The sequence below is a fragment of the Enterobacter sp. CPE_E890 genome (genome assembly GCF_046521475.1).
GTDB classification, from domain to species: domain Bacteria; phylum Pseudomonadota; class Gammaproteobacteria; order Enterobacterales; family Enterobacteriaceae; genus Enterobacter; species Enterobacter adelaidei.
Genome location: NZ_JBKFZW010000001.1, coordinates 4,825,849 through 4,840,558, shown reverse-complemented (window position 1 = coordinate 4,840,558; position 14,710 = coordinate 4,825,849). Strand labels below are relative to the sequence as shown.

The following is a 14,710-nucleotide window of genomic DNA, read 5'->3' as shown; positions in this document are numbered from 1 at the left end:
GCGGGTGCCCTCACCCCGGCCCTCTCCCACGGGGAGTGGGAGAAAAACGGAGCCTGGCTTAACGCCAGGCTTTTTTACGCAAAAAAAAAGCGGACCACGGGGTCCGCAAAAGTTCACGTTGGCTTTAGTTGTTCGAGTTTTGAGAGAAACTCGCTGACGGAGCGGGGTCGTTTTGGGTCAAACACGTGCCGCCTCGTCTATGTGGTGTATTATTCAACAGAATGCTTGATAGGGATAATCGTTCGTTGCTATGCTATCTATCGCCATGAACTATCGTGGCGACGGAGGATGAATAATGAATATTCGTGATCTTGAATACCTGGTAGCGTTAGCCGAGCACCGTCATTTTCGCCGCGCGGCAGATTCCTGCCACGTCAGCCAGCCTACACTGAGCGGTCAGATCCGCAAGCTGGAGGATGAGCTGGGTGTGATGCTGCTGGAGCGCACCAGTCGTAAGGTACTGTTCACCCAGGCAGGTCTTTTGCTGGTTGATCAGGCGCGCACCGTGCTGCGCGAGGTCAAAGTGCTCAAGGAAATGGCAAGCCAGCAGGGGGAAACGATGTCAGGCCCACTGCATATTGGCCTGATCCCAACCGTTGGCCCGTACCTGTTACCGCACATCATTCCGATGCTGCACCAGACGTTCCCGAAACTTGAAATGTACCTGCATGAAGCGCAGACCCATCAGCTGCTGGCGCAGTTAGATAGCGGTAAGCTCGACTGTGCCATTCTGGCGCTGGTCAAAGAGAGCGAAGCCTTTATTGAGGTGCCGCTGTTTGATGAGCCGATGATGCTGGCGATCTATCAAGATCACCCGTGGGCGAACCGCGATCGCGTGCCGATGGCCGATCTGGCCGGCGAGAAGCTGCTGATGCTGGAAGATGGCCACTGCCTGCGCGATCAGGCGATGGGTTTTTGCTTTGAAGCGGGTGCTGATGAAGATACCCATTTCCGCGCAACCAGCCTGGAAACGCTGCGTAATATGGTGGCTGCGGGAAGTGGTATTACACTGCTGCCTGCGCTGGCCGTACCTCGTGAACGCACGCGAGATGGCGTGGTGTACCTGCCGTGCATTAAGCCAGAGCCGCGCCGTACGATTGGCCTGGTATATCGCCCGGGTTCGCCGCTGCGCAGCCGCTATGAGCAGCTGGCAGAGGCCATCCGGAGTTCAATGGATGGCCATTTTGACAGCGCGTTAAAACAGGCGGTTCAGACCGTTTAGTGCCGCTACCCGATAGGCTTCTGCCATGGTCGGGTAGTTAAAGGTGGTGTTAACGAAGTACTCGATGGTGTTACCACCCCCTTTTTGCTCCATTATCGCCTGGCCGATATGAATGATTTCCGCGGCGCGTTCACCAAAGCAGTGAATACCGAGGATCTCTTTCGTCTCGCGATGGAACAAAATCTTCAGCGTTCCCACGCTCATCCCCACGATTTGCGCGCGCGCCAGATGTTTAAACTGGGCACGACCTACCTCGTAAGGCACTTTCATGGCCGTCAGTTGCTGTTCGGTTTTCCCGACTGAGCTAATTTCCGGGATGGTGTAAATCCCTGTCGGAATATCTTCAATCAGATGCGCCGTTGCTTCGCCTTTCACCAGCGCCTGAGCCGCAATGCGTCCCTGGTCGTAGGCTGCTGACGCGAGACTTGGATAGCCAATAACGTCACCGACTGCATAAACGTGCGGCAGGGCGGTCTGGTACATACTGTTGACCTTCAACTGACCGCGACTGTCGGTTTCCAGACCAATGTTTTCCAGCGCCAGTGAATCGGTGTTACCGGTACGGCCGTTGGCATACAGCAGGCAGTCGGCTTTCAGCTTCTTGCCAGATTTCAGGTGCATGATCACACCGTCATCGCAGCCTTCGATTTTCTCGTACTCTTCGTTGTGGCGAATGACGACACCGCTGTTCCAGAAGTGATACGAGAGGGAATCCGACATCTCCTGGTCGAGGAAGGCCAGCAGGCGATCGCGGGTGTTGATCAGGTCAACTTTGACCTCCATGCCCCGGAAGATCGACGCATATTCGCAGCCAATCACCCCAGCGCCATAGATAATCACGTGGCGTGGTTCGTGGTGCAGGCTGAGGATGGAGTCACTGTCGTAGATGCGTGGGTGCGAGAAATCTACATCGGCCGGGTGGTACGGGCGTGAGCCGCAGGCAATAACGAATTTTTCAGCGGTGATGGTTTCAACCGAACCGTCGTGGCATTCGAGCGCCAGGGTGTGCTCATCAACAAAATGCGCGTTACCCTGCAAAATTTCACAGTGGTTACGCTCATAAAACCCCTGATGCATACGTGTCTGCTGGTTAATGACGGTATCCGCGTGATTCAGGATGTCGGCAAAGGATGAACGAAGAAGTCGGGAGTGGTCGCTGTAGAGAGGGTTCTGGTTAAATTCGATAATGCGGCTAACGGCGTGGCGGAGGGCTTTCGAAGGGATGGTGCCCCAGTGGGTGCAACCGCCGCCAACATTATGGTAGCGCTCAATGACCGCTACTCGGGCTCCCTGTTTCACCAGACCCATAGCAGCACCTTCGCCGCCGGGGCCGGAACCAATAACTATTGCGTCGTAATCGTAGGAATGTGGCATGGCAAGGCTTACCTGTTCTTATACATAAAAGCAACAGAATCATAACATCATTGCCAGAGTAACCCAATTATCGTTGTGCTTTTTTCGGGCAGTGAAGCACAAACCGCGCGTAAACAATCATTCACAAAGCCAGGCAAACAGATTAATTTTATTCTCTGGTATAGTGCCATCAGGCCTTTGGAAGGATTCAACTATCGTGATGGGCGTAAGAGCACAACAAAAAGAGAAAACCCGGCGTTCGCTGGTGGAAGCCGCATTCAGTCAACTGAGTGCCGAGCGTAGTTTTGCCAGTTTGAGCCTGCGTGAAGTTGCGCGCGAGGCCGGGATTGCGCCAACGTCCTTCTATCGTCACTTCCGTGATGTGGATGAACTGGGTCTGACCATGGTCGACGAAAGTGGTCTGATGCTGCGTCAGCTCATGCGCCAGGCGCGTCAGCGTATCGCAAAAGGCGGCAGCGTGATCCGCACCTCCGTGTCGACCTTTATGGAATTTATCGGCAATAACCCCAACGCGTTTCGTCTGCTTCTGCGCGAGCGTTCCGGAACCTCTGCGGCGTTTCGTGCTGCCGTCGCGCGTGAAATTCAGCATTTCATCGCGGAACTTGCCGACTATCTTGAACTCGAAAACCATATGCCGCGTGCGTTTACTGAAGCACAGGCTGAGGCGATGGTGACGATTGTTTTCAGCGCGGGTGCCGAAGCGCTGGATATCAGCATTGAACAACGCAAGCAGCTCGAAGAGCGACTGGTATTACAGCTTCGCATGATTTCTAAAGGTGCGTACTACTGGTATCGCCGTGAACAAGAGAAACTGGCACATCAAACCGAAGAGTGAAGGTGAGTAATGAAACAGTCAGGTCAGGATAAAGGGACGCTGTTGCTGGCATTGATCGCTGGCTTATCCATTAATGGTACGTTTGCCGCTATTTTTAGCTCAATCGTACCTTTTTCGATTTTCCCGCTAATTGCACTGGTGCTGACGGTTTACTGTCTGCATCAACGTTACCTGAACCGCACTATGCCGGTCGGGTTACCGGGGTTGGCTGCCGCCTGCTTTATTCTGGGTGTGTTGCTGTATAGCACTGTGGTGCGTGCCGAGTATCCGGATATCGGCTCTAACTTCTTCCCTGCGGTACTGTCTGTGGCGCTGGTGTTCTGGATTGGCTCGCGCATGCGTAGCCGTAAGAGCCAGTTACCAGAGTAATGAATTATTTGTAGGGCAGGTGAGCGAAGCGCCACCTGCCAAAAACGCCAGATAATTACTTCGCCGTGAGCAGTACACCACACTCCATATGGTGCGTATACGGGAACTGATCGAACAGCGCCAGACGTTCAACCTTGTGCGTCTGGCTTAATGTTTCGAGGTTCTTGCATAGCGTCTCCGGATTACAGGAGATGTACAAAATACGCGGGTACGCCTGCACCATCTTCTCGGTTTCGCTGTCCAGGCCACTGCGCGGCGGATCGACAAAAATCGTCTCACACTGGTAGCTCTTCAGATCAATGCCCTGCAGGCGATTAAACTCGCGTACGCCGTTCATGGCCTGCGTGAACTCTTCTGCGGCCATACGAATGATCTGCACGTTGTCGATATGATTAGCCGCGATGTTGTACTGTGCCGCAGCAACTGATGGTTTTGCGATTTCTGTGGCCAGCACGCGCTCGAAGTTACGCGCCAGCGCAAGCGAGAAGTTGCCGTTACCGCAGTACAGCTCAAGCAGATCGCCCGTCGACCCTTCCGTCGCCTTCAGCGCCCACTCAAGCATCTGCACGTTCATCGCGGCGTTCGGCTGGGTGAAGCTGTTCTCTACCTGACGATACACCATCTCTTTACCCGCCACCGGCAGACGCTCGTCGATGTAATCCTGATCCAGCATGATTTTGGTTTTGGTAGCACGGCCAATCAGATGAACATTGATGTTCAGCGCGCGCAGCGCATCGCGCAGGGCTTCTGCCTGCTCGCGCCACTCGTCATTCAGCGCTTTGTGATACAGCAGAGAGACAATCGCCTGGTTACTTTGGGTAGTCAGGTAGTCAATCTGGAACAGCTTATTGCGCAGCACTGGGTTGGTGCGCACACCGTCCATAATGAGGGTCATTAGCTGGTTAATCAGCTCGCTCGCCGCCGGAAAACTGTCTACGCGGATACGGGATTTTGTCTGCTGATCAAAAATGATGTGGTACAGGTCGTCACCGTCGTGCCAGATGCGGAACTCGGCGCGCATGCGGTAGTGGCTGACAGGAGAGCGGAACACCTCGGGAACGGGCGCGTTGAAAGGCGTCATCATACTTTGCAGGCGGACAACTTTCTCTGCCAGCTGCGCGTCGTACTGTTCTGTCGGGAGGTGTTCTGGGGTCATGATGCGTCCTGAGTGATAAAGAATTACGCGGGGATTGTAGGCATTGTTCAGGGGATGTCCAGATTTAATGGCCAATAGCTGTCTGGACATCTATACGTGTCTAATTGTAGCATTCTGTTTCCGGTCTCCTGAGAGTGAAAAGGGAATCCAGTGTAAATCTGGAGCTGACGCGCAGCGGTAAAGACTGGCGGGATGAGCGTTGTAGACACTGTGAAAATGGGAAGTCTTCATCCTTCTAAAGCCACCTAGCCCGAAGACCTGCCGGGATCACGTCGCATTTGGTTTCATCATCGCGTGCTATAGATGAATCCTGCGGCATCCTTCTTATATTGTGGATGCTTTAACAATGATTAAAAAAGTATCGCTGCTGACGGCGTTGTCCGTCACGGCATTTTCGGGCTGGGCGCAGGATAGCGCAGACTCGTTGGTGGTGACTGCAAACCGTTTTGAACAACCGGCAAAAACCGTTCTGGCTCCGACATCTGTTGTGACGCGTGAAGATATTGAACGCTGGCAGGCAAAGAGTGTGGTGGAAATCATGTCACGTCTGCCTGGCGTGGATATCGCGCAAAGCGGTGGAATGGGCTCGAACTCTTCGACATTTATTCGCGGAACGGAATCTCGCCATGTGCTGGTGCTGATTGACGGTATTCCTTTGAATAACGCCGGGATCAGCAACGTACCTGACCTGAGCCAGATCCCGACTTCCCTGATTCAGCGTATTGAATACATTCGTGGCCCACGTTCGGCTCTGTATGGTTCCGACGCGATTGGCGGTGTGATCAACATCATTACCGGACGCGATAAACCGGGTGCGGAAATTTCTGCAGGTGTGGGGTCTAAGGGTTACCAAACCTATGATGGCTCTTTCCAGCAGGTTCTTGATAAAACCAGGATCACCATGGCGGGTAACTATACCTATACCCGTGGTTTTGATATTGCAGCCCAGGACGCACCGCGTCAGCCTGACCGCGATGGCTTTATGAGCAAGTCACTGTACGGCTCTGTGGAACAGCAGATTACCGACAGCGTGAGCGGCTTCTTCCGTGGTTTTGGTTATGACAACCGCACGGCGTATGACGGTTACGATCACTATGACGCCAACTTTATGGTGGATGGGCGACCGGATACTCGCCAGCTCTACAGCCAGAACTGGGATACGGGACTACGTTACAACCAGGGGATTTTCCAGTCACAACTGGTGGCGGGTTACGGTCGCAGTAAAGATCAGAACTATGACCCGAAGAAAGGGCGCTATGCTGATTCCGCAACGATGGATGATGTGAAGCAGTACACCACCCAGTGGCTTAATACTGTTGAAGTCGGTCACGGCAACATTGGTGCAGGACTGGACTGGCAAAAGCAGAAGACGCAGGCCGGAACGGGCTACCTGGATAAAGGTTACGAGCAGCGTAATACCGGCGTTTTCGTTTCAGCGATGCAGCAGTTCAACAGCGTGACGCTGGAAGCGGCGGCGCGTAATGACGACAACTCCAACTTTGGTAACCATGGAACATGGCAAACCAGCGCAGCGTGGGAGTTTGTGGATGGTTATCGCGTGATAGCCTCCTACGGTACCGCATTTAAAGCGCCTACGATGAGTCAGATCCACAGTGCGAACTATGGTAATCCAGACCTTAAACCGGAAGAGAGTAAGCAGTGGGAAGGAGGTTTTGAAGGCCTGACGGGACCGGTTAACTGGCGTATTACAGGTTATCGTAATGATATTGATAATCTGATCAGCAGCGATCCGCATACATACCGTTACTACAACGTTGATGAAGCGCGTATCAAAGGCGTGGAAGCCACGGCGCAGTTTGACACTGGCCCGGTAGGCCATCAGATCTCTTACGATTATGTTGACCCACGTAATGCGAAAACCAACGAAGTCCTGGCTCGCCGCTCTAAGCAGCAGGTTAAGTATCAGCTTGACTGGCAGGTCTGGGATCTCGACTGGAATCTGGCGTACCGTTATCTGGGAACTCGCTACGACGTTGCGATCGATCCGAATACCTATGCGTCAGAACGTGTGAAAATGGGTGGCGTAAGTTTGTGGGATATCGCAGTTTCATATCCTGTCACCTCTCACCTCACAGTTCGTGGTAAAATAGCCAATCTGTTCGATAAAGATTACGAGACAGTTTATGGCTATCAAACTGCAGGACGGGAATACACCTTGTCTGGCAGCTACACCTTCTGATCCGCGTCCCACTGTACTGGTGTTTGATTCCGGCGTTGGTGGGCTTTCGGTCTATGATGAGATTCGGCATCTCCTGCCGAATCTCCATTACATCTACGCTTTTGATAACGTCGCTTTTCCGTACGGGGAAAAAAGCGAAGAGTTTATTGTTGAGCGTGTGGTTGAAATTGTTACCGCGGTACAAAAGCGTTACCCCCTTGCGCTGGCGGTTATCGCCTGCAATACGGCGAGTACGGTTTCCCTTCCTGCCTTGCGTGAAAAATTCCAGTTCCCGGTTGTGGGCGTCGTTCCTGCAATAAAGCCAGCCGCGCGTCTGACGGCGAACGGTATCGTTGGTTTGCTGGCAACACGTGGCACCGTGAAGCGTCCTTATACGCGTGAACTGATCGACCGATTTGCTAATGAATGCCAGATAGCAATGCTCGGATCGGCGGAGCTTGTCGAAATGGCTGAAGCGAAGTTGCATGGACACGCTGTTTCGCTGGAAGAGCTGCGCCGCATTTTGCGCCCGTGGTTGCGGATGCCGGAGCCGCCAGACACCGTTGTTCTGGGATGTACCCATTTCCCTCTTTTACAGGAAGAGCTTCTGGCTGTTCTGCCAGAGGGGACTCGTCTGGTGGATTCCGGTGCGGCAATTGCGCGTCGTACTGCCTGGTTGCTGGAACATGAAGCGCCAGATGCAAAATCTACCGATGCAAATATCGCTTTTTGTATGGCGATCACAAAAGAAACTGAACAACTTTTGCCCGTTTTACATCGTTACGGCTTTGAAACGCTCGAAAAACTGGCGTTGTAGCACGGTTTTGAGCAAAAAAGAGGCGGTTGAAAGTTTTTTTCAAAAGAGGGGTTGTCAACGTCTGAGAACTCCCTATAATGCGCCTCCACTGACACGGAACAACGGCTTACAAGCCGCCGGGTTAGCGGGGTTCAGAGATGAACACCAACAGAGAAAAGTGAAAATAATCGCTTGACTCTGAATGAGGAAAACGTAATATACGGGACCTCGCAACGGTGAGCTGAAAGCCGCGTTGCAACTGCTCTTTAACAATTTATCAGACAATCTGTGTGGGCACTCAAAGTGACATGGATTCTTAATGTCTTCGGACACTAAATGAATACCAAGTCTCAACGAGTGAACACGTAATTCATTACGAAGTTTAATTCATTGAGCATCAAACTTTTAAATTGAAGAGTTTGATCATGGCTCAGATTGAACGCTGGCGGCAGGCCTAACACATGCAAGTCGAGCGGTAGCACAGAGAGCTTGCTCTCGGGTGACGAGCGGCGGACGGGTGAGTAATGTCTGGGAAACTGCCTGATGGAGGGGGATAACTACTGGAAACGGTAGCTAATACCGCATAACGTCGCAAGACCAAAGAGGGGGACCTTCGGGCCTCTTGCCATCAGATGTGCCCAGATGGGATTAGCTAGTAGGTGGGGTAACGGCTCACCACCTAGGCGACGATCCCTAGCTGGTCTGAGAGGATGACCAGCCACACTGGAACTGAGACACGGTCCAGACTCCTACGGGAGGCAGCAGTGGGGAATATTGCACAATGGGCGCAAGCCTGATGCAGCCATGCCGCGTGTATGAAGAAGGCCTTCGGGTTGTAAAGTACTTTCAGCGGGGAGGAAGGTGTTGAGGTTAATAACCTCAGCAATTGACGTTACCCGCAGAAGAAGCACCGGCTAACTCCGTGCCAGCAGCCGCGGTAATACGGAGGGTGCAAGCGTTAATCGGAATTACTGGGCGTAAAGCGCACGCAGGCGGTCTGTCAAGTCGGATGTGAAATCCCCGGGCTCAACCTGGGAACTGCATTCGAAACTGGCAGGCTAGAGTCTTGTAGAGGGGGGTAGAATTCCAGGTGTAGCGGTGAAATGCGTAGAGATCTGGAGGAATACCGGTGGCGAAGGCGGCCCCCTGGACAAAGACTGACGCTCAGGTGCGAAAGCGTGGGGAGCAAACAGGATTAGATACCCTGGTAGTCCACGCCGTAAACGATGTCGACTTGGAGGTTGTGCCCTTGAGGCGTGGCTTCCGGAGCTAACGCGTTAAGTCGACCGCCTGGGGAGTACGGCCGCAAGGTTAAAACTCAAATGAATTGACGGGGGCCCGCACAAGCGGTGGAGCATGTGGTTTAATTCGATGCAACGCGAAGAACCTTACCTACTCTTGACATCCAGAGAACTTTCCAGAGATGGATTGGTGCCTTCGGGAACTCTGAGACAGGTGCTGCATGGCTGTCGTCAGCTCGTGTTGTGAAATGTTGGGTTAAGTCCCGCAACGAGCGCAACCCTTATCCTTTGTTGCCAGCGGTCCGGCCGGGAACTCAAAGGAGACTGCCAGTGATAAACTGGAGGAAGGTGGGGATGACGTCAAGTCATCATGGCCCTTACGAGTAGGGCTACACACGTGCTACAATGGCGCATACAAAGAGAAGCGACCTCGCGAGAGCAAGCGGACCTCATAAAGTGCGTCGTAGTCCGGATTGGAGTCTGCAACTCGACTCCATGAAGTCGGAATCGCTAGTAATCGTAGATCAGAATGCTACGGTGAATACGTTCCCGGGCCTTGTACACACCGCCCGTCACACCATGGGAGTGGGTTGCAAAAGAAGTAGGTAGCTTAACCTTCGGGAGGGCGCTTACCACTTTGTGATTCATGACTGGGGTGAAGTCGTAACAAGGTAACCGTAGGGGAACCTGCGGTTGGATCACCTCCTTACCTTAAAGAACCTGCCTTTGTAGTGCTCACACAGATTGTCTGATGAAAAACAGCAGTAAAAATCTCTGCAGGCTTGTAGCTCAGGTGGTTAGAGCGCACCCCTGATAAGGGTGAGGTCGGTGGTTCAAGTCCACTCAGGCCTACCAAACTCCTTTTAAAGGATGAGCGGTACAGAGATTGCAAACGATGGGGCTATAGCTCAGCTGGGAGCGCGCTGCTTTGCACGCAGGAGGTCTGCGGTTCGATCCCGCATAGCTCCACCATCCTTTACTGCGAACCCAAGAAAACTTCAGAGTGAACCTGAAAAGGTGCACTGCGAAGTTTTGCTCTTTAAAAATCTGGATCAAGCTGAAAATTGAAACGACACACATGTTATGTGTGTTCGAGTCTCTCAAATTTTCGCAAGTCGATGGTGAATCGAAAGAAACATCTTCGGGTTGTGAGGTTAAGCGACTAAGCGTACACGGTGGATGCCCTGGCAGTCAGAGGCGATGAAGGACGTGCTAATCTGCGAAAAGCGCCGGCGAGGTGATATGAACCTTTGACCCGGCGATGTCCGAATGGGGAAACCCAGTGCAATTCGTTGCACTATCGTTAACTGAATACATAGGTTAACGAGGCGAACCGGGGGAACTGAAACATCTAAGTACCCCGAGGAAAAGAAATCAACCGAGATTCCCCCAGTAGCGGCGAGCGAACGGGGAACAGCCCAGAGTCTGAATCAGCTTGTGTGTTAGTGGAACGGTCTGGAAAGTCCGACGGTACAGGGTGATAGTCCCGTACACGAAAATGCACAGGTTGTGAACTCGAAGAGTAGGGCGGGACACGTGGTATCCTGTCTGAATATGGGGGGACCATCCTCCAAGGCTAAATACTCCTGACTGACCGATAGTGAACCAGTACCGTGAGGGAAAGGCGAAAAGAACCCCGGCGAGGGGAGTGAAAAAGAACCTGAAACCGTGTACGTACAAGCAGTGGGAGCACCTTCGTGGTGTGACTGCGTACCTTTTGTATAATGGGTCAGCGACTTATATTCTGTAGCAAGGTTAACCGTATAGGGGAGCCGAAGGGAAACCGAGTCTTAACTGGGCGTTAAGTTGCAGGGTATAGACCCGAAACCCGGTGATCTAGCCATGGGCAGGTTGAAGGTTGGGTAACACTAACTGGAGGACCGAACCGACTAATGTTGAAAAATTAGCGGATGACTTGTGGCTGGGGGTGAAAGGCCAATCAAACCGGGAGATAGCTGGTTCTCCCCGAAAGCTATTTAGGTAGCGCCTCGTGAACTCATCTTCGGGGGTAGAGCACTGTTTCGGCTAGGGGGCCATCCCGGCTTACCAACCCGATGCAAACTACGAATACCGAAGAATGTTATCACGGGAGACACACGGCGGGTGCTAACGTCCGTCGTGAAGAGGGAAACAACCCAGACCGCCAGCTAAGGTCCCAAAGTCATGGTTAAGTGGGAAACGATGTGGGAAGGCACAGACAGCCAGGATGTTGGCTTAGAAGCAGCCATCATTTAAAGAAAGCGTAATAGCTCACTGGTCGAGTCGGCCTGCGCGGAAGATGTAACGGGGCTAAACCATGCACCGAAGCTGCGGCAGCGACGCTTATGCGTTGTTGGGTAGGGGAGCGTTCTGTAAGCCGTTGAAGGTGTCCTGTGAGGGGTGCTGGAGGTATCAGAAGTGCGAATGCTGACATAAGTAACGATAATGCGGGTGAAAAGCCCGCACGCCGGAAGACCAAGGGTTCCTGTCCAACGTTAATCGGGGCAGGGTGAGTCGACCCCTAAGGCGAGGCCGAAAGGCGTAGTCGATGGGAAACAGGTTAATATTCCTGTACTTGGTGTTACTGCGAAGGGGGGACGGAGAAGGCTATGTTAGCCGGGCGACGGTTGTCCCGGTTTAAGCATGTAGGCGGAACGATTAGGTAAATCCGGTCGTTTATTAACGCTGAGGTGTGATGACGAGGCACTACGGTGCTGAAGTAACAAATGCCCTGCTTCCAGGAAAAGCCTCTAAGCATCAGGTAACATCAAATCGTACCCCAAACCGACACAGGTGGTCAGGTAGAGAATACCAAGGCGCTTGAGAGAACTCGGGTGAAGGAACTAGGCAAAATGGTGCCGTAACTTCGGGAGAAGGCACGCTGATATGTAGGTGAAGCCCCTGCGGGTGGAGCTGAAATCAGTCGAAGATACCAGCTGGCTGCAACTGTTTATTAAAAACACAGCACTGTGCAAACACGAAAGTGGACGTATACGGTGTGACGCCTGCCCGGTGCCGGAAGGTTAATTGATGGGGTTAGCGGTAACGCGAAGCTCTTGATCGAAGCCCCGGTAAACGGCGGCCGTAACTATAACGGTCCTAAGGTAGCGAAATTCCTTGTCGGGTAAGTTCCGACCTGCACGAATGGCGTAATGATGGCCAGGCTGTCTCCACCCGAGACTCAGTGAAATTGAACTCGCTGTGAAGATGCAGTGTACCCGCGGCAAGACGGAAAGACCCCGTGAACCTTTACTATAGCTTGACACTGAACACTGGTCCTTGATGTGTAGGATAGGTGGGAGGCTTTGAAGCGTGGACGCCAGTCTGCGTGGAGCCGACCTTGAAATACCACCCTTTAATGGCTGGTGTTCTAACGTAGACCCGTAATCCGGGTTGCGGACAGTGTCTGGTGGGTAGTTTGACTGGGGCGGTCTCCTCCCAAAGAGTAACGGAGGAGCACGAAGGTTAGCTAATCCTGGTCGGACATCAGGAGGTTAGTGCAATGGCATAAGCTAGCTTGACTGCGAGAGTGACGGCTCGAGCAGGTGCGAAAGCAGGTCATAGTGATCCGGTGGTTCTGAATGGAAGGGCCATCGCTCAACGGATAAAAGGTACTCCGGGGATAACAGGCTGATACCGCCCAAGAGTTCATATCGACGGCGGTGTTTGGCACCTCGATGTCGGCTCATCACATCCTGGGGCTGAAGTAGGTCCCAAGGGTATGGCTGTTCGCCATTTAAAGTGGTACGCGAGCTGGGTTTAGAACGTCGTGAGACAGTTCGGTCCCTATCTGCCGTGGGCGCTGGAGAATTGAGGGGGGCTGCTCCTAGTACGAGAGGACCGGAGTGGACGCATCACTGGTGTTCGGGTTGTCATGCCAATGGCACTGCCCGGTAGCTAAATGCGGAAGAGATAAGTGCTGAAAGCATCTAAGCACGAAACTTGCCCCGAGATGAGTTCTCCCTGACTCCTTGAGAGTCCTGAAGGAACGTTGAAGACTACGACGTTGATAGGTCGGGTGTGTAAGCGCAGCGATGCGTTGAGCTAACCGATACTAATGAACCGTGAGGCTTAACCTTACAACGCCGAAGCTGTTTCGGCGAAGAGACAGACAATCAACTTTCAGCCTTGATACAGATTAACAGAATTTGCCTGGCGGCTTTAGCGCGGTGGTCCCACCTGACCCCATGCCGAACTCAGAAGTGAAACGCCGTAGCGCCGATGGTAGTGTGGGGTCTCCCCATGTGAGAGTAGGGAACTGCCAGGCATCAAATTAAGTAGTAAGCCGGTGCATAAATCCGGTGGTTACAGCAGTCTTCGGTGGAGCGGTAGTTCAGTCGGTTAGAATACCTGCCTGTCACGCAGGGGGTCGCGGGTTCGAGTCCCGTCCGTTCCGCCACTTATTAAGACATTAAGCCTGCCTTATTGGCAGGCTTAATGGCAAAAAACTTTAGGGGCGTAGCTCAGTTGGTAGAGCACCGGTCTCCAAAACCGGGTGTCGCGAGTTCGAGTCTCTCCGCCCCTGCCATATATAATCCTTTGCTCCGGCAAAGGATTTTTTTTGCCTGAAACACTGAAGAAAACTCTCTTCTTAATTTTCAGCCAGCATTCCTGCTGGCTGATGTATCAATCTATTACATTGATTTTTAATAGATCTTTTATCTGTGATTGTTTATCACTGTTTTGCAGCCAAATCGCATACAGCGGCCTGGTAAGCGTTGTGGAATCCAATACAGTGTGAAGCCCGGCTTTAGCATCAGCCCAGCGGACAGGTAACCAGGTGCAACCCTTCAGCAAGGAAAGTTGCTGGCAGGCGATCTCTGCAGAGCTGGTCGTTAACTGCGGAACATCATCAGCTGCAATCAACCCTGTCTCGTTCTGCTGAAAATCAGGCCCCCACTCCAGTCGCAAATAGGTCAAGTCTGCCTTCATCATTGAAGGTTCAGAAGCATAAAGCGCCAGGCCAAACTGACCCACAATCTGGCTGCTAAATTCGTCCATCTTGGGGGCTTCGGTTGTGATCAGAAGATCAAGCTGGCGTTCATGAAGTTGCTTAACCAGCGACTGCCGTTGTGCAATCCTGGCTTCAAATTGCAAATACCCATGAGAATGATACAGCCGGGTAAGCCATTGACTTAGCATGCATTCCCACAGTGAAGCACTGGCTCCTATTGAAAACTCATTATGCCTGGAAGTATGTGCAACCTCTTTGCGGGCAGCCTGCCAGGTATTCATCAGCGTTTCTGCGTACGGGAGCAGTTTCTCTCCGGCAGGGGTTAAACGTATGTTGTTGCGATGGCGGGTAAAAAGATTCACGCCCAGTTGGTTTTCCAGCTGTCGAATACGAAAACTGACTGCTGACTGCGTCAGGTAAAGGGCTTCAGCTGCTCGCCCAAAGTGGCGCGTTCTGCTCACTTCAAGGAAAGTTTTTAGCAATTCCGTATCCACATCTTTCTCCGCAAAATTATTTGTCGTTATGATTTAAATGTTTTGTTTTACACTCTGTCAAGCGTAACTAATACTCCGCGCCATAAATAGCTCGGCCAAAGAATTAGGAGC

The 14,710-nt window shown here is 52.5% G+C and carries 8 protein-coding genes, 4 tRNA genes, 3 rRNA genes and 1 riboswitch; of the genes, 12 read left to right on the top strand and 3 right to left on the bottom strand.

Annotated elements, in window-relative coordinates; all coding sequences use genetic code 11:
* The first annotated feature begins 295 nt into the window (after positions 1–295).
* Positions 296–1,222, top strand: a complete 927-nt coding sequence (gene oxyR, locus ACLHV9_RS23885) for a DNA-binding transcriptional regulator OxyR (protein ID WP_028018090.1) — start codon at positions 296–298, stop codon at positions 1,220–1,222.
* Here the strand turns inward: oxyR and sthA are convergent.
* Complete coding sequence (sthA, locus tag ACLHV9_RS23880; protein ID WP_407221135.1) at positions 1,196–2,596, bottom strand: Si-specific NAD(P)(+) transhydrogenase; 1,401 nt, start codon at positions 2,594–2,596, stop codon at positions 1,196–1,198. The two genes, oxyR and sthA, sit on opposite strands and share 27 nt — an antisense overlap.
* Positions 2,597–2,792: 196 nt before the next feature.
* Between sthA and fabR the strand changes: the two genes are divergently transcribed.
* Both fabR and ACLHV9_RS23870 read left to right on the top strand, forming a co-directional pair.
* On the top strand, positions 2,793–3,431 hold the full coding sequence (gene fabR, locus ACLHV9_RS23875; RefSeq protein WP_028018088.1) for an HTH-type transcriptional repressor FabR: 639 nt from the start codon (positions 2,793–2,795) through the stop codon (positions 3,429–3,431).
* Positions 3,432–3,440: 9 nt separating this feature from the next.
* Complete coding sequence (locus tag ACLHV9_RS23870) at positions 3,441–3,800, top strand: YijD family membrane protein (protein ID WP_008501783.1); 360 nt, start codon at positions 3,441–3,443, stop codon at positions 3,798–3,800.
* Between the two features lie 55 nt (positions 3,801–3,855).
* On the opposite strand, the gene trmA is transcribed toward ACLHV9_RS23870, so the two are convergent.
* Positions 3,856–4,956, bottom strand: coding sequence for a tRNA (uridine(54)-C5)-methyltransferase TrmA (gene trmA / locus ACLHV9_RS23865; RefSeq protein ID WP_407221134.1), 1,101 nt, complete (start codon positions 4,954–4,956; stop codon positions 3,856–3,858).
* 104 nt (positions 4,957–5,060) lie between these two features.
* Positions 5,061–5,237, top strand: a riboswitch (cobalamin riboswitch).
* A 65-nt stretch (positions 5,238–5,302) separates the two neighbouring features.
* On the opposite strand from trmA, the gene btuB reads away from it, so the two are divergent.
* From btuB to ACLHV9_RS23820, 9 genes are all read left to right on the top strand, one after another.
* The gene (btuB, locus tag ACLHV9_RS23860; protein ID WP_028018085.1) at positions 5,303–7,156 is read left to right on the top strand and encodes a TonB-dependent vitamin B12 receptor BtuB; all 1,854 of its coding nucleotides are present in this window, start codon (positions 5,303–5,305) and stop codon (positions 7,154–7,156) included.
* Positions 7,101–7,952, top strand: a complete 852-nt coding sequence (gene murI / locus ACLHV9_RS23855) for a glutamate racemase (protein ID WP_028018084.1) — start codon at positions 7,101–7,103, stop codon at positions 7,950–7,952. The genes btuB and murI overlap by 56 nt, the downstream gene beginning before the upstream one ends.
* A gap of 386 nt (positions 7,953–8,338) precedes the next feature.
* Positions 8,339–9,881 (top strand): 16S ribosomal RNA (locus tag ACLHV9_RS23850).
* Positions 9,882–9,950: 69 nt separating this feature from the next.
* Positions 9,951–10,027: transfer RNA gene (locus ACLHV9_RS23845), tRNA-Ile, on the top strand.
* A 42-nt stretch (positions 10,028–10,069) separates the two neighbouring features.
* Positions 10,070–10,144: transfer RNA gene (locus ACLHV9_RS23840), tRNA-Ala, on the top strand.
* 180 nt (positions 10,145–10,324) lie between these two features.
* Positions 10,325–13,230: ribosomal RNA gene (locus ACLHV9_RS23835) — 23S ribosomal RNA — on the top strand.
* A 72-nt stretch (positions 13,231–13,302) separates the two neighbouring features.
* Positions 13,303–13,418: ribosomal RNA gene (gene rrf / locus ACLHV9_RS23830) — 5S ribosomal RNA — on the top strand.
* The 16S, 23S and 5S rRNA genes sit together here with 4 tRNA genes alongside, the layout of an rRNA operon.
* Before the next feature lie 55 nt (positions 13,419–13,473).
* A tRNA-Asp gene (locus ACLHV9_RS23825) sits at positions 13,474–13,550 on the top strand.
* A 53-nt stretch (positions 13,551–13,603) separates the two neighbouring features.
* Positions 13,604–13,679 (top strand) — tRNA-Trp (locus ACLHV9_RS23820).
* Between the two features lie 98 nt (positions 13,680–13,777).
* Here ACLHV9_RS23820 and hdfR read toward each other — a convergent pair.
* Positions 13,778–14,599, bottom strand: coding sequence for an HTH-type transcriptional regulator HdfR (gene hdfR / locus ACLHV9_RS23815; protein WP_108091186.1), 822 nt, complete (start codon positions 14,597–14,599; stop codon positions 13,778–13,780).
* Between the last annotated feature and the right edge of the window lie 111 nt (positions 14,600–14,710).